The sequence below is a fragment of the Candidatus Rokuibacteriota bacterium genome (assembly GCA_016188005.1).
Classification (GTDB): Bacteria; Methylomirabilota; Methylomirabilia; order Rokubacteriales; family CSP1-6; genus UBA12499.
Genome location: JACPIQ010000123.1, coordinates 24,076 through 45,829, shown reverse-complemented (window position 1 = coordinate 45,829; position 21,754 = coordinate 24,076). Strand labels below are relative to the sequence as shown.

General features: G+C 68.6%; 23 protein-coding genes. All 23 read right to left on the bottom strand.

Annotated features, from left to right (window positions below; all coding sequences use genetic code 11):
* Positions 1–62 precede the first annotated feature (62 nt).
* Positions 63–389, bottom strand: a complete 327-nt coding sequence (locus HYV93_24375) for a cytochrome c3 family protein (protein ID MBI2529109.1) — start codon at positions 387–389, stop codon at positions 63–65.
* Positions 386–1,483 (bottom strand): hypothetical protein, encoded by a 1,098-nt coding sequence (locus HYV93_24370; GenBank protein ID MBI2529108.1) that lies wholly within the window; start codon positions 1,481–1,483, stop codon positions 386–388. Before HYV93_24370 ends, HYV93_24375 begins: the two co-directional genes overlap by 4 nt.
* An 8-nt stretch (positions 1,484–1,491) precedes the next feature.
* Positions 1,492–1,887 carry a transposase gene (locus tag HYV93_24365; protein ID MBI2529107.1) on the bottom strand — a complete coding sequence of 132 codons (396 nt, stop codon included), beginning with the start codon at positions 1,885–1,887 and terminating at the stop codon, positions 1,492–1,494.
* Positions 1,888–2,009: 122 nt separating this feature from the next.
* The gene (locus HYV93_24360; GenBank protein ID MBI2529106.1) at positions 2,010–2,765 is read right to left on the bottom strand and encodes a hypothetical protein; all 756 of its coding nucleotides are present in this window, start codon (positions 2,763–2,765) and stop codon (positions 2,010–2,012) included.
* Positions 2,762–3,859, bottom strand: a complete 1,098-nt coding sequence (locus HYV93_24355; protein MBI2529105.1) for a hypothetical protein — start codon at positions 3,857–3,859, stop codon at positions 2,762–2,764. Before HYV93_24355 ends, HYV93_24360 begins: the two co-directional genes overlap by 4 nt.
* A 347-nt stretch (positions 3,860–4,206) precedes the next feature.
* Positions 4,207–5,568 (bottom strand): sigma-54-dependent Fis family transcriptional regulator, encoded by a 1,362-nt coding sequence (locus HYV93_24350; protein MBI2529104.1) that lies wholly within the window; start codon positions 5,566–5,568, stop codon positions 4,207–4,209.
* Complete coding sequence (locus HYV93_24345) at positions 5,565–6,806, bottom strand: hypothetical protein (GenBank protein MBI2529103.1); 1,242 nt, start codon at positions 6,804–6,806, stop codon at positions 5,565–5,567. Before HYV93_24345 ends, HYV93_24350 begins: the two co-directional genes overlap by 4 nt.
* A gap of 471 nt (positions 6,807–7,277) precedes the next feature.
* The gene (locus HYV93_24340) at positions 7,278–7,577 is read right to left on the bottom strand and encodes a hypothetical protein (protein ID MBI2529102.1); all 300 of its coding nucleotides are present in this window, start codon (positions 7,575–7,577) and stop codon (positions 7,278–7,280) included.
* 180 nt (positions 7,578–7,757) lie between these two features.
* Entirely contained in the window at positions 7,758–8,672 is a 915-nt protein-coding gene (locus HYV93_24335; protein MBI2529101.1) for a hypothetical protein, read from the bottom strand.
* Positions 8,673–8,679: 7 nt separating this feature from the next.
* Positions 8,680–9,057 (bottom strand): cupredoxin domain-containing protein, encoded by a 378-nt coding sequence (locus tag HYV93_24330; protein MBI2529100.1) that lies wholly within the window; start codon positions 9,055–9,057, stop codon positions 8,680–8,682.
* Positions 9,054–11,483 (bottom strand): heavy metal translocating P-type ATPase, encoded by a 2,430-nt coding sequence (locus HYV93_24325; protein ID MBI2529099.1) that lies wholly within the window; start codon positions 11,481–11,483, stop codon positions 9,054–9,056. The genes HYV93_24330 and HYV93_24325 overlap by 4 nt, the downstream gene beginning before the upstream one ends.
* Before the next feature lie 44 nt (positions 11,484–11,527).
* The gene (locus HYV93_24320; GenBank protein ID MBI2529098.1) at positions 11,528–11,779 is read right to left on the bottom strand and encodes a hypothetical protein; all 252 of its coding nucleotides are present in this window, start codon (positions 11,777–11,779) and stop codon (positions 11,528–11,530) included.
* 244 nt (positions 11,780–12,023) lie between these two features.
* Positions 12,024–12,308 carry a hypothetical protein gene (locus HYV93_24315; GenBank protein MBI2529097.1) on the bottom strand — a complete coding sequence of 95 codons (285 nt, stop codon included), beginning with the start codon at positions 12,306–12,308 and terminating at the stop codon, positions 12,024–12,026.
* A 65-nt stretch (positions 12,309–12,373) separates the two neighbouring features.
* A complete protein-coding gene (locus tag HYV93_24310; GenBank protein MBI2529096.1) occupies positions 12,374–12,670 on the bottom strand; it encodes a DUF2933 domain-containing protein in 297 nt (98 codons plus the stop codon).
* Positions 12,670–12,834, bottom strand: a complete 165-nt coding sequence (locus HYV93_24305) for a methyltransferase domain-containing protein (protein ID MBI2529095.1) — start codon at positions 12,832–12,834, stop codon at positions 12,670–12,672. The genes HYV93_24310 and HYV93_24305 overlap by 1 nt, the downstream gene beginning before the upstream one ends.
* A gap of 201 nt (positions 12,835–13,035) precedes the next feature.
* Positions 13,036–13,323: a hypothetical protein gene (locus HYV93_24300; protein MBI2529094.1), complete on the bottom strand. Its 288-nt coding sequence runs from the start codon at positions 13,321–13,323 to the stop codon at positions 13,036–13,038.
* Positions 13,324–13,357: 34 nt separating this feature from the next.
* Positions 13,358–13,582 (bottom strand): SHOCT domain-containing protein, encoded by a 225-nt coding sequence (locus tag HYV93_24295; protein ID MBI2529093.1) that lies wholly within the window; start codon positions 13,580–13,582, stop codon positions 13,358–13,360.
* 131 nt (positions 13,583–13,713) lie between these two features.
* On the bottom strand, positions 13,714–15,105 hold the full coding sequence (locus tag HYV93_24290; protein ID MBI2529092.1) for a TolC family protein: 1,392 nt from the start codon (positions 15,103–15,105) through the stop codon (positions 13,714–13,716).
* Positions 15,089–16,576, bottom strand: a complete 1,488-nt coding sequence (locus tag HYV93_24285; protein MBI2529091.1) for an efflux RND transporter periplasmic adaptor subunit — start codon at positions 16,574–16,576, stop codon at positions 15,089–15,091. The genes HYV93_24290 and HYV93_24285 overlap by 17 nt, the downstream gene beginning before the upstream one ends.
* Entirely contained in the window at positions 16,573–17,049 is a 477-nt protein-coding gene (locus HYV93_24280) for a hypothetical protein (GenBank protein ID MBI2529090.1), read from the bottom strand. The genes HYV93_24285 and HYV93_24280 overlap by 4 nt, the downstream gene beginning before the upstream one ends.
* Complete coding sequence (locus tag HYV93_24275; GenBank protein ID MBI2529089.1) at positions 17,046–20,246, bottom strand: efflux RND transporter permease subunit; 3,201 nt, start codon at positions 20,244–20,246, stop codon at positions 17,046–17,048. The genes HYV93_24280 and HYV93_24275 overlap by 4 nt, the downstream gene beginning before the upstream one ends.
* A 4-nt stretch (positions 20,247–20,250) precedes the next feature.
* Positions 20,251–20,661 carry a hypothetical protein gene (locus tag HYV93_24270; protein MBI2529088.1) on the bottom strand — a complete coding sequence of 137 codons (411 nt, stop codon included), beginning with the start codon at positions 20,659–20,661 and terminating at the stop codon, positions 20,251–20,253.
* Between the two features lie 8 nt (positions 20,662–20,669).
* Positions 20,670–21,695: a trypsin-like peptidase domain-containing protein gene (locus HYV93_24265; GenBank protein MBI2529087.1), complete on the bottom strand. Its 1,026-nt coding sequence runs from the start codon at positions 21,693–21,695 to the stop codon at positions 20,670–20,672.
* Between the last annotated feature and the right edge of the window lie 59 nt (positions 21,696–21,754).

Sequence of the window (21,754 nt, the reverse complement as noted above, 5' to 3'; positions counted from 1 at the left end):
GCCCCACGACAAGTGCCGCGACGACCAGGAGTGCGAGACGGACCCAGCATTCAGCCGCTCCCTCATCGCTCCGCATGACACCGGTTGCAGGTCCCGAAGCTGATCTCCCAGGCGATCTTGCCGTTGTGGCAGGCGCCACAGAGCTTCCCGTCCTGGATCGCATCCATCGTGATGGGAGTGGCCCCCGCCTTCATCTCGAAGGGGGCGGGGTGGCAGGCGTAGCACTTGTAGCGGATGCGATGGATCCAGTGCGGGAACACCGCCGGCGGCGTGCCGGCCTCGCCGCCCTGTCGCTTGAAGACCACGTCGCCCTCGACTGCGAGCGCGACACCTCCGGCGACCATCGCGACGAGGAACGCGCTGCCCACCCGCGCGAGGAGGCCCTTCACTTGGCCTCCGCGAGCGCCGGGTGACATCGGCCGCAGGCATCCGTCGAGAACGCGACCCTGCCGTGGCACTGCCCGCACAGCTGCCCGTCGTTGACCCTGTCCATGGACATCGGCGTCTTGCCCGCCTCCTGCTGGAAGGGGTCCGGGTGGCAGCTATCGCAGGCCACCCACGCTGTGTGCGCCGAGTGGGGGAACACCACCTTGTACTGCTCGTCGCCGCCCGGTGCCCTCACCACGTCCAGGTCGAGCACCGCCTCGTCCTCGGCCTTCGGGCCCACGCCGGGACGCGGCGCGATCACCCCTCGGGCCAGCGCCTTGCTCCAGTCCGGGGCACCTTCGGTGACGGGCAGGAGCGTCATGGCCTCGCTCCATCGCCGGGCACGCTCGATCGGCTTCCGGGGCTCCCCGGCGGGCTGCCACTGGGCCGTCGCGGGGACCTTCGTGTGGCACCGAGCGCACCCGCCTTCGATGGCGAAGGCCACCTTCCCGTGGCAGGCGCCGCAGTACTCGCCAGCCACGATCTTCCTCATCGTGACCAGGGTCGGCGGGGCCCGCCGGCTGAGAGAGAAGATCCCGGGATGACAGTTCGCGCAGGCAAGCCACTCGGTATGCGCCGCGTGGGAGAAGCTGACACGGAAGACACGGGAGCTCGAGCCCGCCAGCTCCACGTCGAGGTCGAGGGGCGCCTGTGCCGGGCCCTTGGGGTCGATGGCCGGGCGCGGGGCGATGGCCCGGGCCTTCAAGGCGGCCACCCAGTCCACACGCCCCGCGCCATCCTTCGGCAGATCGCCCGAGACCTCTTGCCAGCTCTTTGCGCGCTCCGCGGGGAGAATCGTGGCCTCCGAGGGCGCCGATTCGCGGGCCTTGGCCAGCGCGCGCGCCTCCGCGAGCTCGCGCTTCAGCCCGTCGATGTCCTGGAGCAGATCCCGCCGCATGCGCCGGGTCGGCGGCCGCTGCTTCTGCTCGGTCGTGGCGAAGCCATCGAAGAAGTACGGCAGGATCTTCTGCCGCGTCTCCGCGCTGCACCCGGCGAGCAGCAGGGCGGCCAGGCCGCCCCCTGTCGCCAGCGCGAGCATCGCCCGGCGTCCGATCATGGCCCCTCTCAGCCGTGATCCGCCTCACCCAGGATCTGGCGAAGCCGCTGGACAAGGCCGGGCCGCCCCGGGCTGGTCGCCAGCTGCCGCTGCAGCCGCACCGCGGTGTCCCACTTCACGTCCAGCGCCTTCGCGAGACCCGCCGTCGTGTGGCGACCCGGCAGCAGACGCAGGCACTCGAACCACTTGGCCAGCGGAAGATTGGTCTGGGCGAGGGGTGTCGCCGTGAGATCGCTGAACGTCCGGCGGCAGGAGAGGCACAGATAGCGCCGCCGCGGCGTCCTCGGAGACCTCGAATGAGTCGTGATCCGCCTCCCGCCGCATCCGGGGCACGTCATCCCGTTCGGCCAGCGTGCCTGCCGGAGCATGTCGTAGCACCGAGCCTCGCTGCGCTCCTGACTCACGCCTTCAACTCCTGTCCCGTCTCGTCTCCAGGGCGACGTGATCACTGCGGGCTGGAAGACGTCGGCAAGAAAAGGAGGCCTGGCCGCCTGCGAGACCAGGCCTCCGGTGGATCAGGCCCGGATCACTTGATGTGGCACTTCAGGCAGATGTAGGCCGTGGTGTTTCCTCCCATGGTCCCGCGGAGAAACCGCATGTCCTCGGTCTGCTTGTTGTGCGGGTCGTGGCACGAGGAGCACTCGATGCCGCTCTTGGCTGCGACGGCCCCTGCCGTGATGTTCCCGCTGCTGTCGTCATTGAACAGGCGAACCGGCAGCACGGGTGGAGTTCTCCATTCGGTCGCCTCGAACGCGCTCCCCGTCGTCTTCCCGTTATACGTGTTCGCCACTCCGCCGTATGGGTACGGCATGGCCACCGGGTGGTTCCCCTTCATGCTGGCGCCACCCGCGCCGCTGGTGATGATGTGCTTGTCACCGGCCGGGAGGGCCCCCTTTCCCCCGACTGCCGTGGGGTTCGCGGCCCCGTCCCACCACGCGAGGTCGCCCACGGCCACCGTGCCGTCATGGCAGCTGAGGCACTTCGCCGTCGATCCCTTGTAGGTGTCTCCCACGATGGTCGGGAACTCGGTGCCGGCCGTGGTCTTGGGAACGTCCCACGTGAAGTTGTTGGTGGACAGCTTGTGATTCCACAGCAGCGTCGTCTGCGAGGCCTTGTGGGGGGTGTGGCAGAAGGTGCAGAGACCCGTCAGGGTCGTCGTGCCGAGGCCCGAGAAGTCGTGCTCCGTATCCGCCAGCCCACCGCCGGCGCCCTCGGCCGCCCATGCGATGGCCGGCGCGAGCGCCACTGCCGCCACTATCAGGATCAACTTCAGCGCTTTCATCTCGTGTCATCTCCTTTCGTCGAGAGCAGGCCATTCTGGGCGGGGCTCATCCCCGCTTCCTTCTTCCGCTCCGGGTCACCTCCCCCTGTGCCGCCGACCGGATCGAGAGCACTGTCCTGGGCGGTCGTGTTCACCAGCCTGTACATCTCGACCCGGTGGTTGAGATAGTCGGCGACATAGATCTGGTTCTTCCTGTCGATGGCGATCGCCGTGGGGTTCTTCAGCATCCCCGGGATCGGGCCGCGCCCGCCGAAGAAGAGCAAGATCTGCCCCTTCTGGTTGAAGATCTGGACATTGCTCCAGCCCGAGTCGGCCACGTAGACGTTCCCGAAGCTGTCCAGCGCGACACCCTTGGGTTTGTCGAACATCCCCCAGGCGTTACCGCGCTGGCCAATGCTCTTCACGTACTTCCCCTCGGGATCGAAGACCTGGACGCGGGCGTTGAGCGTGTCGCTGACGTAGAGGTTCCCCGGGGCGTCGATGGCGAGGTAGGTCGGAAAGAGGAACTGCCCCTCCCTCTCGCCCTTTTCCCGGCCGATCGTTCTGAGGAGTCGGCCGGTCATGTCGAAGACCTTGACCGTATGCGCCTGGGACTTGGTGTGCGCCGTGTCGGCGACATAGATCCGGCCCCGCGCCCGGTCGAGGGCGATGCCGGAGGGGCGCTCCAGGCTGGGATCGGTGACGAACCGGACCCGGGTCCCGTTCCTGTCGAACACGCTGATGCCCTTCTTCAGCTGCTCGACCACGTACAGCCGTTCCTCCCCGTCCAGCGCCACGCCCACGGGCCGGGCCAGTGGCTCTTTCTCCCCGATCTTCCTGAACGTCCGCTGCGTGAAATCGAAGACGAAGACGGCGAGCTGGGCGAAGTCCGAGACGTAGAGGCGTTGTCCGTCGTCCGAGACGGCGAGTCCCACGGGCTCCGCGACCCGGTTGGGCGGCGGCTTCTCGCCGGCCAGGAAGGCGACGAGCGTCTGGGAGAAGGTCGTGTCCTTGCCCAGGTCCTCGTCGCTCACCACGCTCCGGACGAACTCGATCCGGGCTGGGAGCGGCGGCGGCGGCCAGACGAGGCGCACCTGCTCCGGCCTCTCCGGCACCGTGGCGCATCCAGCGGCAAGCAGGGTGAGCAGTGCCGAGGCGGCCACGAGCCACGGCAAGCCTCGCGATCGCGTCTTCCACCGACAGCCGTCACGTCCGGCACTGGCCACGAAGCCCCTCCTCCGGCGCACCCTCGCGCTCTCGTACCCAGGTGAGGCAAGGGCCTTGCCATGTGGCGCGGCGAGGGACAGGCAGGGTGGTGGAGGCTGTTTCCCGGGCCGTGTGGCGCGTTTCGGGGCGGGCCGCGGCGTTCGCGGCCGGTTCCGGCCGGGGCGAGCCCAGCGGCTGTGCGGCCGCCCGCCCAGGTGTGCCGCACAGTCTGTGCGGGCGGCGAAGCGCGATCGGGCTATGAGGGGTGGAGCAAAATCCCCAGCCGCGTGAGCTTGTCGTACAGGGTGCGCCGGCCGATCCCGAGCCGCTTGGCGGCGAGGCTCCGGTTCCAGTTGCACTCGCGGAGCGCCCGCAGGATCACGTCGCGCTCGGCCTCCCGTACGCCGTCCATCGGCCCCGCGGGCACCACCGGCTCGCTCACGAGATCGCCCGGCAAGTCCTCAGGCAGGATCTGGTCGTCGCCCTCCACCATGATCACCGCGCGCTCGATGACATTCTCCAGCTCCCGGACATTGCCTGGCCAGCGGTAGCGCGCGAGCAGCGCCATGGCGTCGGGGTGGATCCCGTGAACCTTCTTCTTGATCTGGGTGGCGTAGACTCGCAGGAAGTGGGAGGCCAGCAGCGGGATGTCCTCCCCGCGCTCCCTGAGCGGGGGCACCGTGACCGTGACGACGCTCAGGCGGTAGAACAGGTCCTCGCGAAAGCGCCCCTCGGCGACGGCCTTGCGGAGATCCCGGTTGCTCGACGAGACGAGGCGCGCTTGCACCCTCAGCGGCCGCGTCCCGCCCACGCGGAAGAACTCGGCCTCCTGTACCGCCCGGAGCAGCTTCGTCTGGAAAGCAAGGCTCGTCTCACCGATCTCGTCGAGGAGGAGGGTCCCGCCGCTCGCCATCTCGAAAATCCCCCTCTTCGTGGCCACAGCGCCGGTGAAGGCGCCCCGCTCGTGGCCGAACAGCTCGGACTCCAGGAGACTCTCGGTGAGCGCCCCGCAGTTGATGGCAAAGAACGGCGCCTCCGGATGGGGGCCGCGCTGATGGATCGTCCGGGCGATCAACTCCTTGCCCGTCCCGCTCTCGCCCACGAGAAGAACCTTGGCGTCGGTGGCCGCCACCTTGTCCACCAGCCGCATGACCTCCGCCAGCGCCGGGCTCTCGCCCACGAGCCGCGCGCCCCGCTCGCCGCTCGCCACCCGCTCCCGCAAGTAGCGGTTCTCCTCCGCCAGCTCGACCCAGGCCAGCGCCTTCTCCACCCGGAGGACGAGCTCCTCCGGGGCGAAGGGCTTCGCCAGGTAGTCGCTCGCCCCCTTCTTCATCGCCTCGACGGCGGAGTCCACCGAGGCGTAGGCGGTCAGCATCACGACGGGCAGCCCGGCATGCAGGCGCCTGGCCCGCTGCAGCAGGGCCAGCCCGTCCAGGTCCGGCATCCGCAGATCGGCGACGACGAGGTCAGGTCGCTCGCGCTCCAGCAACTCCAGTGCGCGCAGGCTCTCCGTCTCCACGATCGCCTCCAGCCCCGCGTTGACAAGGATCATCCCCACATTACGAGCCATGTCTGGCTCGTCGTCGACGACGAGCACCCTCGCGCGTGGCCGCTTCATGGCCGTCCACCCCCCGCCGCAAGGCGGACCCGGAAGAGGGCGCCCTGTCCCGGGCTGCTCTCGACCTCGATGTCCCCGCCGTGAGCCCGCACGATGCCGTAGCTCACCGCGAGCCCCATCCCGGTCCCGTGGCCCACCGGCTTCGTCGTGAAGAACGGGTCGAAGATGCGCCCCTGGATCTCGGGGGCGATGCCCGGGCCAGTGTCCTGCACCTCCACCACGAGGTCACGGTCGTTCAGCCGCGTACGGATCGTGAGGGTTCCCCCGTTCGGCATCGCATCGCGCGCGTTGTTGAAGAGGTTCACCAGCACCTGCTGCAGGTGATCCGGGCTCGCCCGCAACGGCGGGATCGACTCAAGGAGGATGTTGAGGCGCACCCCCTGCTTCGCGAAGGGTGTCTCGAGGAACGAAATGGTATCGGCGACGACGCGGTTCAGGTCGGTCTCCGTCAGCTCGAATGTCGTCTTCCGGGCGAAGGCGAGCAGGCCCCGGATGATCTCCGCGATCCGGCTCCCATGCCGGTCGATCATCTCGAGGTCCTCGGCCAGGTCCGCGGGGAGCCCCCGCTCCGCGGCCGTCCCCCGCAGGAGCCTCACGCGGGAGAGGATGACACCGAGCGGGTTGTTGATCTCGTGCGTGAGCCCCGCATACACCTCGCCGATCGCGCTGAGCTTGTCGGCGTGCAGGAGCTCCTCGTACGTCCGCTTCCCCTCATCGAGGGCCAGACGGAGGGCGCGCATCGGCAGGCGGTAGACGATGAGGGCCAGGGCGCTCGCGACCAGGAGGTGGATGACGAAGACACGACTGACCCGACGCAGCAAGTCACGGTCGTCGCCTTGGACCTGCAGCTCGAGAAATGGCGCGGCCGCTGGTGGCAGGCTGACACTGATTTGCGTAGGGAATACCCGCTGCCCTGGCGCACCGAATGAGAGGCTGTGGCCCGCATCCGCCGCGACCAGCCGTAGAAACACGATGTCGTTGGCTCCCATCTCTGCCTGGACCATCTCGGAGATGGTCACGCGGTTCGGCCCCGAGCGCCCAACGTGGCCGATGAGAGATTCGGCCAGTCGGCCGGCGGCCTGTCGGCTGTGGTTGCGGTGATGGCCGATCTCCAGGAACACGAACACCACCGCTGGCAGGAGCGCGACAATGACGACGAGGGCGACGAAGAAGCGCTGCAGCCGCCGAGCTTGCTGCTCCAGGTCGTGAAAGGGCGGAGTCGTGATGTGTGGAGCCATGGCGCGGGTCCTATGAGGGGCGCAAGCGAGCAAGGGAGATGCCAGACACCGCCGACGGCCCCAACCCTTGGAGAACTCTACCCACGTCCCTGCCTGACAGGCGCTCCCGGGGGCTGGGAGTTCCCCGCGCCACTGGGATGTCGACGCCCCATAGCCCCGGGACCACCCGATCGAAGCCTCCGGCCCGCCCACAGGGCCACACCCCGTCGCCCGACAAGCCGCGTCCGCGGCCAAGCCGAAACCGCCCTCAGGATCCCTGGCGGGCGCCCGACATCGGCCCGGTCCCTGTCAGCCTTGGGGGACAGCGACAGCGTCAAGAAAGGCCACCGCCTGGCAGATCGTCGCTCAAGCCCGGGGGTCATATCGCGATCACCGGTGGCGTTCATGAAGAATGCAGGCGAGCGGTCCCACGAGGGGCGACACCGCATCGCCCATCGAGGGACCGCCGAAACGCCTGCCTCGGGCAAACGACTACATCTTGCCCTTCATCTTGCCTTTCATGTGCTCGGTCATCATCTTCATGTGCTCACTCATCGTCTTCATCTGGTCAGGGGTCATCTGGCCATCCTTCATCCGATCCGCCATCATTTGCATGTGCTCGCCCATCATCTTCATCTGGTCGGGGGTCATCTTCCCGCCCTTCATCTGGTCGCTCATCGTCTTCATCTGGCCGCTCATCATCTTCATTTGCTCGGGAGCCATCCCTCCGCTCTGCGCGTACCCCGTCACCGCTACGGCGACCACGAGCATTACCAGCGCCATCATCCTCATCACCCGCATCCGTTCGCACCTCCAGATTGACAGCATGGGTCACAGCAGAGCCTCTGTCACGCCGTGTAGACCGTCACCACACCCCCTTTCCGCATCGCTCCGCGAGCCGGCTTCACCCGCCCCGGGCTCCGGTGAGACGCAATTGTGAGATCTCCGTGTGAACCTTCCGGGCGGTACCGATCACCGGGTCGTGGGGACACGCCCCCTGTCGAGCACGGGTCTCCACGACCTGCCCCCGTCATCTGACACAAACACGGACGCAGCCGTCGTTGCGGCCGCCACCTTGCTGGCGGGCCCCGGTGCGATGGCGATGGCGACCACCGCCTCGTCGGGCTTGGCCGCTAGGCCCGTCGGTCGCCACGTGGCGCCCGCATCGTCGCTCCGCATGAGGCCGTAGCCAGCACGGACCACGTAGGCGTACACGCGCCTCCTCTCGGTGGGGCTGTACGCCACTGCCGTCACCGGGACATCACGCGGGATACCGGCGACCGAGCGCCAGGTCACGCCGCGGTCTTGGCTCAGCAGGAGGCCGCCCGGCGTGCCGGCCACCAGTCGGCTCGGTAGGTCGTGACTGGCCGCCAGGGCCAAAACGTCTCTGACGCCGTGGGCAGCGAGTCGTTGCGCTGCCCAGGTCTTGGTCGAGATGCGATGAAGACCGGTTTGCCCGGCGACACTCCAGCCGAAGAGCTCTCCCCCGCCGTCCGGGCTGTATGTGAGCGCGTGGAAGTCCGTCTGGCCCTTCAGGGCCACACCCTCCCAGGTCCGGCCGCCATCACGGCTCAGGAGCAAGCCGAGAATCCCGTGGCCCTCACGCCGGTAGGTGAGGAGATCGGGATGGCCGCTCGCGTAGAGCATCCCACGATCGGCCGACGACACCGTGAAGCCCATGAGATCGAATCGGCTTGCGCCCACCCACTCCGGATTCGCGCCGAGCCGGATTCGCACAAGCCCTGTATGGGTGGCCACCAAGAGCGCTCCCGGCTCACGCCGATCGAAGGCGAGTCCGTGGATGTGATGAACCTCGACGGCCTCGGGCTGGGCGGCGGCCACCGTCACCGCCAGCAGCGCCATCGCGACGGACGATACGAGTCGCATCTGCTGGCTACTCCACCACGATCTTGCCGCGCAGCATGCCCATCTGGCAGGCGAACTCGAACTCCCCTCTCTCCTTGGGCAGAAACTCGACGGGCACCGTCGCACCCTCTGGGAGCTTCGCGGACTTCCCGAACGCCGGCAGCAGCACCATCTCCGAGCACGAGGCGGACTCCTGGCGGACGAAGTTAAGGCGCACCGGCTTGCCGGCCTGAACCACGATCACGTCGGGCGTATAGCCCCCCTTCACGAGCACCATCTGCTCCTGGTAGCCGCCGCTCGTTGCCGCGGCATGGACGCCCGTGGCCTTCACGAGCCAGAAGAACCAGACGATGACGGCGATCAGCGCCAGCCCGGCCACATCGACGACGACCCGGTCCCAGCTCATGACGGCCTCCAGCGCTTGAGCCGGTTGGCGTTGCCGATGACGGTCACAGAGCTGAAGGACATGGCCAGGGCCGCCAGGAGAGGCGAGAGCAGGATGCCGGAGACGGGATAGAGGACGCCGAGGGCCACCGGGAGACCAAGGATATTGTAGATGAAGGCGCCGGTGAGGTTCTGGTAGACGTTGCGCATGGTCGCGCGGCTGATGCGCATGGCCGTCACGACCCCGCCCAAACTGCCCTTGATCAGCGTGATGTCCGAGGCAGCGATGGCGACGTCGGTGCCGGTGCCGATGGCGAAGCCCACATCGGCCTGGGCCAGGGCCGGCGCGTCGTTGATCCCGTCGCCCACCATCGCCACGCGCTTGCCCTCGAGCTGGAGCTTCCGGACATTGAAGGCCTTGTCCTGCGGCAGGACCTCGGCGAGGACCCGCTCGATGCCTACCTGGCGCGCGATGGCTTTCCCGGTGCGCTCGTTGTCACCGGTCATCATCACCACCTCGAGCCCCATCCCCTTGAGCGCTTGAATCGCCGCCAGGGAGTCGGCCTTGACCGTGTCCGCAACGGCCACGATGCCGGCCGGCTTGCCGTCGAGGGCGGCGAACATCGGCGTCTTGCCATCGTCGGCCAGTTGCTGAGCCCGGGCTTCGAGGTCGCCCAGCTCGACCTTGCGGTCCCGCATGAGCTTGGCATTGCCGAGGAGAAGCACCCGGCCCTCCACGGTGGCCTCGATGCCGTGCCCGGGGATGGCGGCGAAGCTCGACGGGTCCGGCAGCGCCAGCCCCCTGGCCTGAGCCCCCTCCACGATGGCGGCCGCCAGGGGGTGCTCGGAGGACTTCTCGACACCGCCAGCCAGCCGGAGCAGGGTCGCCTCCTCGACGCCGGGCCCCGGCACGACATCGGTCAGAACCGGCTTGCCGTGCGTGATCGTGCCCGTCTTGTCGAGGATCACGGTCTGAAGCTTCTCCGCCGACTGCAGCGCATCGCCCCCACGTATCAGGATGCCGTTGAGCGCCCCCAGGCCCACGCCGGTGGTGAGGGACATGGGGGTGGCCATGCCCAGGGCGCAGGGGCACGCGATGATGAGCGTCGTGACCGCCACGATGAGCCCGTAGACCACGCGCGGCTCGGGCCCGAACGTGTACCAGATCATGAAGCCCAGGATCGCCAGGATCGCCACGCTCGGCGTGAAGTACCCGGAGACCACATCCACGATGCGCTGGATGGGGACCTTGGAGCCCTGAGCGTCCTGCACCATGCGGACGATGTTGGCCAGCGCCGTGTCCTTGCCCACCTTGGTGGCCCGGAAGCGGAACGCCCCCGTCGTGTTCATCGTGGCGCCGATGACCTCGTCGCCCACCTGCTTCTCCACGGGGAGAGACTCGCCCGTCACCATGGACTCGTCCACAGCGGAGGTCCCTTCGAGCACCTTCCCGTCCACGGGGATCTTCTCCCCAGGCCGGACGACCACGGTATCGCCGACAAGAACTTCCTCCACCGGGATGTCGATCTCTTGGCCGTCACGCAGGACGCGTGCCGTCTTGGCCTGAAGGCCGATCAGCTTCTTGATCGCCTCCGAGGTCCGCCCTTTCGCTTTGAGCTCCATGGCGAGCCCCAGGTCCACCAGCGCGATCACAACGACCGTCACGTCGTAGTAGACATCGGCGAACTCCTGCGACGGGAACATGCCGGGAAAGAGCAGCGCGATGGTCGAGTAGATCCAGGCCACCCCGGTCCCCAGGGCGATCAGGGTGTGCATGTTCGCCGACCGGTGCTTGAGCGCCTGCCACGCGCCCGTGAAGAAGTGGCGCCCGCTGTAGAGCATCACCGCGAGCGAGGCGACGCCCATGCCCGCCCACATGTACCAGAGCCGGTGGCTGTCCCGGGGGAACAGGGTGCCCAGCCCCGGGAAGAGCCACGGATAGCTCATGATCATCGTGAACGTCCCGACCGCCGCGCCGAACCACCACTGGCGCATCAGGGTCCGATACTCCCGGCCGCGCTCTTCCGTCTCCCGATCGAGGGCGCTCGAACTCGCCGGGGGCGGCGTGTCGGCCACAGCATACCCCGCGGACGCCACGGCCGCTCTCACGGCCTGGAGGTCGGTCGTGACGGGGACGTACTCGACGAGCGCCTCCTCGCTGCCGAGGCTCACGTGGGCGTTGAGGACTCCCGGCGTTGCCCGGAGCGCCCCCTCGATCGCGGTCACGCAGGATGCGCAGGTCATGCCCTTGATCTGGAATCGCACCTTGGCGCTACCAGTACGATAGCCCGCGGCCTTGAGTGCCCCGTACAGGGCCCAGACCGAGGTCTCATTCGGATCGTGATCGGCGAACGCGACGCCCGACGCTCGGTTGACCGCGACCGCCTTGACGCCGGGGACGCTCCGGAGCGCTTCTTCGACGCTCTTGGCACAGGTGGAGCAGGTCAGGTTATCAATTGCCAGCTCCACACGCCGCAGCTCGTCGCTCAGCTTCACCGTCCTCCTCCTTGGTCGACCCCCACCCGATATGCCGGGACCATGGTGTCCCAGCCGCGCTCTATCCAGATCCGATCCGCCAAGCTCTTCGCCGGATCGGGATCCCCGTGGGCCACGAACACCCGCTCCGGGGACCGGGATGCTGTACGCAGCCAGCGCATGAGCCCGTCGGCGTCCACATGAGCCGAGAGCCTGTGAATCGCCTCGATGCGAGCCCGTACCGGGACCTCCTCATCGAGGATCCGCACGGACCGCGCGCCATCCTTGAGCATCCGGCCGCGCGCGAGCGAATGCTAGCCGACCCGCCATCCCGGTGACGCCCCCCTGTTCCGGTCAGGACGCCGATCAGCCGCCCCTCGTCATCGGCGATGGCCAGCTGACCCAGCGTCCCGGGCCGGCCCCCGGCGACACGGCGCCACCGCCACGCCTTCTCCCAACCTCATCTCCGCCCGTACGCAGCCCACCCATCGCCCGCCGACCAGCTCTCGTACATCAACCACGGGCGCTCCCGCCATGCAGCCTGTTGTGCAGCCAGCCGAAGAGCGTCCCGACCGCGAACCCCCAGACCACCATGACAACCAGAGGATAGACGAACATCATCAAGGTGAACGGCCCAGGCGCCCCGAGCTTGCGGAAATCGAGTCCATGAAACAGCGCATTCAGGAAGTCGATCCCCAGTTGTGGCATCAACGCATAGGCGAGCGTACAGACGGTATAGGCGATCGCGACCGTCAACGCCATCGTGACTCCGATCCTCCATGGACTTCTCGTCGTCATCACTGTCTCCTTTGCCCGCCCCACCAACGTGCCGTGTTGACGGGTTCTCCGTCGCTCGTCCTCGCTCATACCCGCCGCTCGATTCGCCCTCGGAAGCGCGGGATGAACCCCGGCACTCGCCGGGCGTAACGCGCATACGCTTCGCCACACTCCGCCTGCACCTCGCGCTCCTCGCGCCGAGCAAGGAAGAAGTGCAGCAGCGGACATGCGAGGAGCAAGAGGTACGGGAGGATCCCGAGGAGGTGGGCGGTGTGCTCGGTCACAAGGAAGAATCCAGCGATGAGCAGGAAGCCAATCAGCGCGAAGCCTGAACGCGTCCGAAACCAGGGGCCCGTGTCAGGGGGTCGTTGTCCATTCGTCATCACGAACCTCCGGCGAGACCGCTCTCGGGCCGTGTCGAAAAGCCGTAGATGACGCGCAAGAGCTCTCGAACGGCCGCTCGCGGGTCAGCCAGGGCCTTGAAGGTCCATGTTGAGAGGACGACGTCGAGCGTCCGATCCGGATACGGCAGCTTCGTGATCTCCACGACCCGCCCCGTCGCCGGGACTCAGGGGACCCAGTTGGACCGGACAACCAGCCGCTGCTCGGGAGCGGCTGGATCGTTGACCTTCACCGGGACCCAGAACTCGTGGTAGCCGCCCATCCCTGCGTGCATCGTGAACGCGAGCGACAGGGTCGTGAAAGTACCCGGAGCGATGGTCGTCTGCCCGACGACCGCGGGAGGCGGTCAGCAGCCCGCCTTGGCGAGGACCCTCGGAACTTCCTTCAGGTGCAGTGGCGCATCGCCCGCATTGGTCAGCGTGAAGAGCACCCGAGCCGGCGTCTCGAAGCGAACGTCGCCGAGGTCCACATCGGTGCGGTCCACGACCAGGCGCGGTTGCCCCACGGCGTCCGGCGAGCCCGCCGACCACCAGAATGCGGACGCCACGACGGTGATGAGCGCCAGCGCTCCCGATGCCGCCCATCGCCACCCTCGGCGCGGCGAGGGCCGTGGCGTGCTCTCCTGCCTTCTCATGATCTCCTCCGGCAGGCCCCCCGCCCCTTCCCGGTCAGCGAGATGCCAGATCCTGCCTCTTCGAGTCGAACTCCTCCTTGCCGATCTCGCCGCGTGCGTACCGCTGGCGGAGGATGTCCAGTGCCGTGTCGGGCCTCGGTTCCCTCCCCTGGCTCGCGAGCCAGCGGATTCCGAGCACGATCACGACGATCACCCCCGCCCAGAAGATCAGCCCCATGATCATCATGCCGATGCCCCAGGCGCCCCAGACCCCCCACATCGGGTGCAGCCCCCACCCCCACTCGGACATTCGCTCCTGGAGCGACGGCGCGGTCGACACGAGCCACCCCGGCAGTACGCCCATCATCCGGCCTCCCATCGCCTTCCCTCCCCTGCCCCCGAGCCTGCCGCTCACCGGATGCGGCCGGTGGCCCGGAGCCACATGGCCAGCGCCGTGTGGTATTCGGCCAGCGCCGCCACCGAGTTGAACCGCGCGCGCGTGAGACTCACCTGGGCATCCAGGATCTCCACCTGGATTCCCCGCCCAGCCTCGAAGCGTTCCTTGACGATGCGGGCCTCCTCCTCGGCCTGCTCGAGCCCCTTGCGGCTCGCCTCCACGCCCTTCTCGGCCGCGGTGAGCATGAGCGCCGCCTGGTTGACTTCCTTGGCAATCTGCTGGCGGGTGAGCCCCTCGGCGTGGGCGGCGCGCTCGAGCTTGGCCTTCGCCGTGTTCAGCGCGTTCTCCCGCATGAAGCCATCGAAGAGCGGCAGCGTCACCACCACCCCGATCGAGTAGCCCTCGCTCGTCTCCCCGCGCATCCGCATGTTCTCCTCCTGCGACTCCCAGGCGCGATTCTTCATCCATGCCCAGTCGTACATGTAGGACAGCGACACCTGGGGGAAGTAGTTCCCGTAGGCGGCGCGGACCTCGGCCTGCGCGGCCTCGCGCTGCTTGGCCGCCGCCTTCAGGTCCGGATGGATCTCGCCCGCCTGACGGATGCCCTCGTCCACGGAGAGCGCCGCGGGAACGAGCTCGAGGCGATCCGAGAGCGTGATCGGCGAGGAGAGGTCCACGCCGAGGGTGGTCTTGAGCGCCACCAGCGCAGACTCGGCGCGGCTCTGCGCCATCGCGTCCATCTGGACCGCGTTGGCGCGCTCGGCCTCGTCCCGCAGGAGGTAGTAGCGCGGGATGCGGCCGGCGTCGAACATCTGACGGCTCACGCGAAGGCGCTCGTCGATGTCACGCAGGAGGTCGCCGGTCACTCGCCTGTTCTCCTCCTCCCGCAAAGCGGCGATGTAGTCGAGACGGGCCTGCATCGCCACGTCCACCTCCACGCCGCGGAGCATCTGGCGCCCGGCATCAGCTCGCGCCACCGCCGCCTTGTAGCCGTACCAGTCGCGCCCCCCGGAGAAGAGCGGGTACATGGCGGTGAAGTTGCCGTCGCGCGTCTGGTCGGCATTGAACACCTGGTAGTTCTTCGCCATCGTGTTGCCGGCGGAGGTGTAGACGTTCGGGGCCATGCGCTGGTCGGCGAAGTAGCCATTGGCGGAGAGCTGCGGCCAGAAGGGGGCCAGCGCCTCGCGCCGCATCGAGTCCATGACGCGGGCGTCGGCGCCGGCGGCCTTCACGCGCAGGCTCTTCTGGCGGGCGATGTCCACCGCCTGTTCCATGGTCAGCGGACCCTCGATGCGGGGCAACGGCTGGGCGTGAGCCGTCACCGCCAGGAGCAGCGTTCCCGCCACCACTGCCGCCGCCGCGCCCATCCCCCAGTCGTTCCCCAGGCGCTCAGTGACCGCCGCCATGCCCGCCCTCCTTTGGCTTCGCGGGTGACTGCTCCATCCCCGGCATCCCCTCCATGCCCTTCTTCGGCTCCGCGATCTCCGGGCGCCGCGCGCCGCCCTCCCCGACCTCGCTCACGCGCGCACCGGCGTAGAGCCCCTCGTGGCCCCTGGCCACGACGCGCTCGCCGCCCACGAGCCCCTGGGTGACCTCGACGCGTTCCGGGCCCTCGAGCCCCGTCGTCACCGGCAGCGGCTCCGCCCGCCCGTCCTTGATCACCCACACGGTGGCCTTGTCCCCGAGTCGTGACACCGCCCCGCGGGGGACGTGGAGCGCGCTCCCGCGCTCGCCCGTCGTGAACTCCATGCTCACGAACTGCCCCGGCAGCAGCCGCCGGCCGGCGTTTCCCACGATCGCTTCCACCACCGCCGTACGGCCTCCCTGGTCCACGAACGGGAACACCGCCGTCACCCGCGCCGCGATGGGCGGGCCTCCTGCCGTGGTCGCCACCTTCACGGGGGAGCCGACCCTGATCGAGGCAAGATCCCGCTCGCCGACATTGGCCTGGAGCCTCACGCGGTCGATCTGGGTGATCTTGAGGATGGCCATCCCGGGTTGCACCAGGACGCCCGGCGCCACCAGACGCTTCACCACGTAGCCCGCGCTCGGGGCGAGGATGGTGACGTAGTCGCGCACCACCTGGGCGGTCCGGGCCCCGGCCTGGCTCTGGATCACCATGGACTCGGATGCCTCGACCTTCCGCCTGGCTGAGACTTCCATGGCGCGCGCCTGCTCGATCTTCGCCCGGGCGGCCTCCCGCTTGGCCTCGGCCGCCGCGGCCATGGCCCTGTCGCTCTCGTACTCCTGGCGCGAGACCGCGCCGGCGTTGAACAGGCGCTCCGTCCGCGCGATCAGCGCGCGGGCGTAGGCCACCTCGGCCTCCACCATCGCCAGCTCCCTCTCCATCTGGGTGACGCCGTGGCGCGCTGCAGACAGGTCGGCCTCCATCTGCGCCCGGCCCGCCTGAGACGTCGCCAGCATCGCCTCCGCCTCGCGAACCCGCGAGGAGAGCTCCACGTCGTCCAGACGGGCCACGACCTGGCCCGCGCGCACCGCATCCCCCGGATACACCGTCATCTCCACGATACGGCCGGTCACACGCGGATAGATCTCCTCCTCGTTGAAGGGTGCGACGCTGCCCGTGTAGGTCACCGTGCCGGCGATGGCGCCCCTCTCCACGGTTGCGGCGCCCACCGGGAACGGTGTGCCTCCGCTCGTCACCCGCATGCTCATGTCCATCGCCGCACGGCCCGATCCCACGTTGGCCTGGTAGGCCCAGATCCCGGCGAGCACCACGGCGGCCACGACCACCACCGTCCCGACCAGCCTCACCACCCGCCTGGCGCCGAGCGCCCGTCCCCCCGGCTCGCGGGCGACCTCATGGCGGTCGTCGGTCATCAGGAGGGGGTCTCGGTCAGCCTGGTTGAAGTTCATCGCACATCTCCCTGGGTCCGGCGCTGTTGTTCGGTCAGGAGTTCGGCCGAGGCGAGGCCGTGACGCCACCGCGCCTCCCGGAGCGTCGCGCTCAGGTCTCTCAGATTCGCCGACCGCCGCTGAATCTCCTGGAGGCTGGCCCCGCGGCCGCCCTGAGCCTCCTTCATGAATGCCGAGAACTGCCGCTCCTCGTCGTCGATGGCGGCCTGAAGGTCGCTGGATTGCCTCGTCCACTCCGCGTCGAGGGCCCGGAGCCGCGCGGCCTGCTCCCTGGAGAGCCCCACCGCCGGACCCCGATCCAGGATCTCACGCGCCGATGGCGCGGGCGCAGGCGGAGGCACAGGTCGCACCCCCGCCTCCCGCAGCACGGGGCGCGGGCTCTGGCGCTCCAGCCAGCCCTGGCTCAGCGCGTAGCCGGCGGCCACCGCCAGGAGGGCCAGCGTCGTCGAGAGGTAGCGGACCCGCGGGCTCATGCCGCCGTCTCCCCGCGTCGCCTCAGCAGTCGCCGGGCGAGCCCACGTACGAGAGCGGCCAGGTCGTCCGTGTAGGTGTGCAGCACCGGGACCACGAACAGCGCCAGGAGCGTGCCGATGGAGAGCCCGCCGATCACCACGGTGGCCAGCGGGGCGTAGGCATCGATGCCCGTGCGGGGGAAGAAGGCCACGGGGATCAGCACGACGATGCTGATCAGCGAGGTCATGAGGATGGGCCGGAGCCTCACGGGCGCCGCGGCCAGGATGGCCTCGTCGCGCGGCACTCCCTCGCCGCGCAGCCGGAGGACCAGGTCGATCATGAGCACGGCCACCGTCATCATCATCCCCGTGAGGATGACCACCGCGAGGATCGAGACCGTCGAGAACGTCTGGCGCGCGAGGAGCAGTCCGCCCAGGATGCCGGTGACCATGAGCGACAGCGAGAAGATCATGTTGAACGGCTCGATGAGGCTCCGGAACTGCGCCACGAGGAGCAGGAACATGAAGATGACGGCGAGATAGAGGCCCCTGAGGAGCCGCTGGAAGGACTCCTCCATCTGGGTCATGTCCCCGCGCAGCTCCACGCCGTAGCCGGGGGGGAAGTCCAGCTTCTCGTGGGCGGCCATGACCAGATCCATGGACAGCTCCATGCTGGGCGGGCCGCCCTTGCGGTAGTAGCCGAGCACCGAGACCACGCGGCGGAAGTTGTCGTGCTCGATGAGCGTGGGCCCGCGCCGCTCCTCCACCCGGGCCACCGAGAGCAGCGGCAGCACCTCGCCCTTCTTGCCGACGATCTTCACCTGCTCGAGGTCGGTCCGGTCACGCCGCTGATCGCCTCGATATCTCACCAGGATGGTGAACTGCCGCCGGTTGTCGAGCCGGTAGAACTCGTTGGTGAGACCACCCTTGAGCGCGTAGTAGGCCTGGTCCGCCACCTCGTTCACCGTCAGGCCGATCTCCTGGGCCCGAACGCGATCCACGACCACATGGAGCTGAGGCAGGCTCTGGGCCCAGGAGGTCGTCACCTGGTAGAAGCCGCGGATCTCCTCGGCCAGCCGCCGCAGGTCCCCGCCCATCTCGGAAAGGCGCTCGAGGTCGGGCCCGAACAGGATGACCTGGATGGGCGCGGCGCTGGAGGCCATGACATCCGCTCCCATCTCCTTGATGGCCAGCCTGCGGATCCCGGGGATGGTCCGTAGCGCCTCCTGCTGGACGCCATCGATCACCTGCCAGATGTCCCGTTTCCGCCTGGACGAGTCCACCAGGGTGATCATCATGAAGGCAGAGTTCACCGACCCCATGCTGTAGCCCGTGAAGTAGGTGCCGCCCGGCTCGAAGCCCACCTCGGAGGAGACCTTGACGATCTCGGGCTGCTTCAGCAGGAGCCGCTCGATCTCCGCAGCGATCTCGGCGGTGCGCGCGGAGGACGTCCCCGGCGTCGCCTCGAGCTGGGCGAAGGCCTGGGAGACGTCGGCCAGGGGCATCATCTCGCTGCCGATCTTGGGGTAGAGCGCCACCCCGACGAGGATCGTGGCCACGGCGCCCCCGAGCACCACGAAACGGTTCGCGATGGCCCAGGCGAGGCTCCGGCGGTACCCGGACTCGAGCCGCTCCAGCGCGCGCTGGCTCGGGTCCAGCAACCAGCGCGCGAGAAACCCGCGCCGGCGCGCGGCCTCTTCCGCATGCGGCGCGAAGAGGTTCGCCGCCAGCAGCGCGGTGAGCGTGAAAGAGACGAGCGCGGAGGCCAGGAGCGCCAGGATGATGGCCCACACGATCCCCTCGAACATGAACTGGACGATCCCCCCCGAGAAGGCCAGCGGCAGAAGCGCCACGCAGAGCATGAAGGTGATGGCCAGGACCGCCAGCCGCACCTCGGTGATGCCGTCCACGGCGGCGTCCTTAGGGGACTTGCCCATGCGCAGGTGGCGCTCGATGGAGTGGATATCGATGATCGAGTCGTCCACCAGGCGACCGATGGAGAGGAGCAGGCCGATGAGGGTCGAGCTGTTGAGCGTCATCCCCAGGGGCACCATGGCCAGGAGCGCCATGCCGAGCGATACCGGAATCGTGATGACGGAGATGAGCGTCCCCCGGATGGTCCCGAGGAAGAACAACACCACGAGTCCGGTGAGGAGCACCGCGATCACCAGCTCCTCCACCATGTTGTCCATGAGGAAGCCGACGAAGGTCGAGTTGTCGTAGGCGACGTCGAACGTCAAGCGCGGAAAGTCCTCCCGGATCTCCGCCAGCTTGGCCTTGACCTCCTGGATCACCCTGACGGAGGAGGCCTCCGGCTGCTGGACGATCGAGACCTCCACGGCCTCCTTCCCGTTGAGGCGGTAGAGGCTCCGCTGCTCCCGGGCCGCATTCATCACCTCCGCCACGTCCCTCACATAGACCACGCGCCCGTCCATGCTCGTGATCGGGTAGGCGGCCACCTCCTCGGGAGTCCGGGCCCGCGTGTCCGTCCTGACCAGGAGCTCGCGGTCCTGGAAGGTGAGCGTTCCCGCCGGCCGGGAGAGGTTCTGCATGTCGAGGGCGTTCTTGAGATCCATGAGGTTCATCTTGTAGGCGGCCAGCCGCTCGCGGTCCACCACGACCTGCATCTGCAGCTTCTGCCCCCCGAAGGGCACGACCGAGTAGACGTCCTTCACGGTCTTGAGCCGGTTCACCACCTCATTCTCGACCAGGGTCCGGAGCTGGACCGCGTCATAGCCCTCCGCCGTCACGGCCAGCGACAGCACGGGGATGTTCAGCGGGTCGATGGCCAGCACCCAGGAGGGCTTGAGATTGGCGCCCGTCATGGGCAGGTCGGCCTGCACCACGTTCATGAGCGACTGGACGTCGAAGAGCGCCTTCTTCATGTCCGTGCCGTACCAGAACTCCACGCTGACGATGGAGAAGCCCTCCTGCGAGGTGGAGCGGACGAAGTGGACGTTCTTGAGGTCCACCATGCGCTCCTCGACGGGCTTGGAGAAGTAGATCTCCATCTCCTCCGCCGACAGCCCCGGCATCATCGAGACGACGGCGACGATGGGGCTCTCCACGTACGGCATCATCCGCCTCGGCATCTGGAAGAAGATCACCAGCGCGGCCAGCAGCGCCACGCCCAGGTAGAAGGCGATGACGATGTACGGGTGCTCGATGGACCAGCGGCTGATGTTCCCGCGGCCCCGGCTACTTCGGGTGGTGTCCACGGCGTCACGGTTCAAGGCACTCTCCCATCACGCTGAGCTCGGTGCACTCCGGATACGCGGGCCGTCCGTTCGGATCCTCGGCCACGTCCACCGCGCCTCTCAGGTCGGCCTCCCGCCGCACGGAGAAGTGCACCACGTAGTGGTGGCGGCCGGGACGGTTGAAGACGGCCCAGATCTGCCCGGGCACTTGGAACACCCGGTGCCCGTCGCCGTGCCCCGGGAGGAACTCCACGTGGGCCGGGCGTCCCGAGCGGTTGACGAAGGTGACGCGCCGGCCCACCGTGGTGGCGAGGACGGAGGGGCGGAGCGCCGCCGTCTCGATGACGACCACCGCGGCGGCAGCCGGTGGCGTCAGGGCGGCGGCGGGGGTCGCGGCCATCAGGGCCAACGCCGCGAGCCCAACGGCCTTGTCCATGCCATGCCTCATGGCCGATCCGTCGTGAGGACCGGGGTGACGGTGAGGGTCTCCCCGTCTCGCCAGAGAGTGACCTCCACGGCATCCCCCGCCCGGCGCCGCCAGAGCGCGGCGTGGAAGTGATGCAGGTCCCTCACGCCTTCGCCGGCGAGGCGCGTGATCACGTCTCCCGGCCGGATGCCTGCGACCTCCGCCGGCCCGCCGGGCTCGACGCGGGTCACGAGCGCGCCGCGCTCCACCGGGAGCCCATTGGCGTACGCGCGCTGCGGCGTCACGCTCACCGCGTCGAGGCGGAGCGTGGGACGCACCACGCGCCCGATCTCGACGAGCGCCCGGAGGATCGGCTTCACGGTGTTGATCGAGATGGCGAAGCCGATGCCGTGAGCGGAGGCGATCACGGCGGTGTTGATGCCGACAACCCGCCCGAGGAGGTTCACGAGCGGGCCGCCCGAGTTGCCCGCATTGATGGCGGCATCGGTCTGGACGAGGTTGTGGAGCACCGGCAGCCCTGGCTCTTCCATCGAGCGCCCCAGCGCGCTCACCACGCCGACGGTGACGGTGGGACCGCCCTCGATCCAGAGCGGATTGCCGATGGCGACGACGGTCTCTCCCACGGAGAGCCGCGCCGAGTCGCCCAGCAGGGCAACGGGCAGCCGCTGACCCTCGATCTTCAGCACGGCGAGATCGTTGAGCGGGTCGGCGCCCACCAGCCGGCCCGCGAAGGAGCGCTCGTCGGCCAGCGTGACCTTGATCTCCTCGGCCCCCTCCACCACGTGGCTGTTGGTGAGGATGTAGCCGCGCCTGTCCACGATGATCCCGGAGCCCAGCCCTCGCGTCGCTACCGGCTGGTTGAACTGATCGCGCTCGATCTGGCGTGTCGTGATGCTGACCACCGCGGGCAGGACCCGCGCCACCACGGCCGGGACTCCCGCGCGGCCGTCAGCATGAGATCGACCCCCGGCGGGCTCCCCGCGCCCCAGCAGCGCCAGCCCGAAGACCAGGAGCGCCAGGACGGTAATCCGCGACTTCGACATGCCTCCCTCCACGACCCGGACGATGGACCTCCGGCGTCGAGAGCAGATCCCCAAGGGCC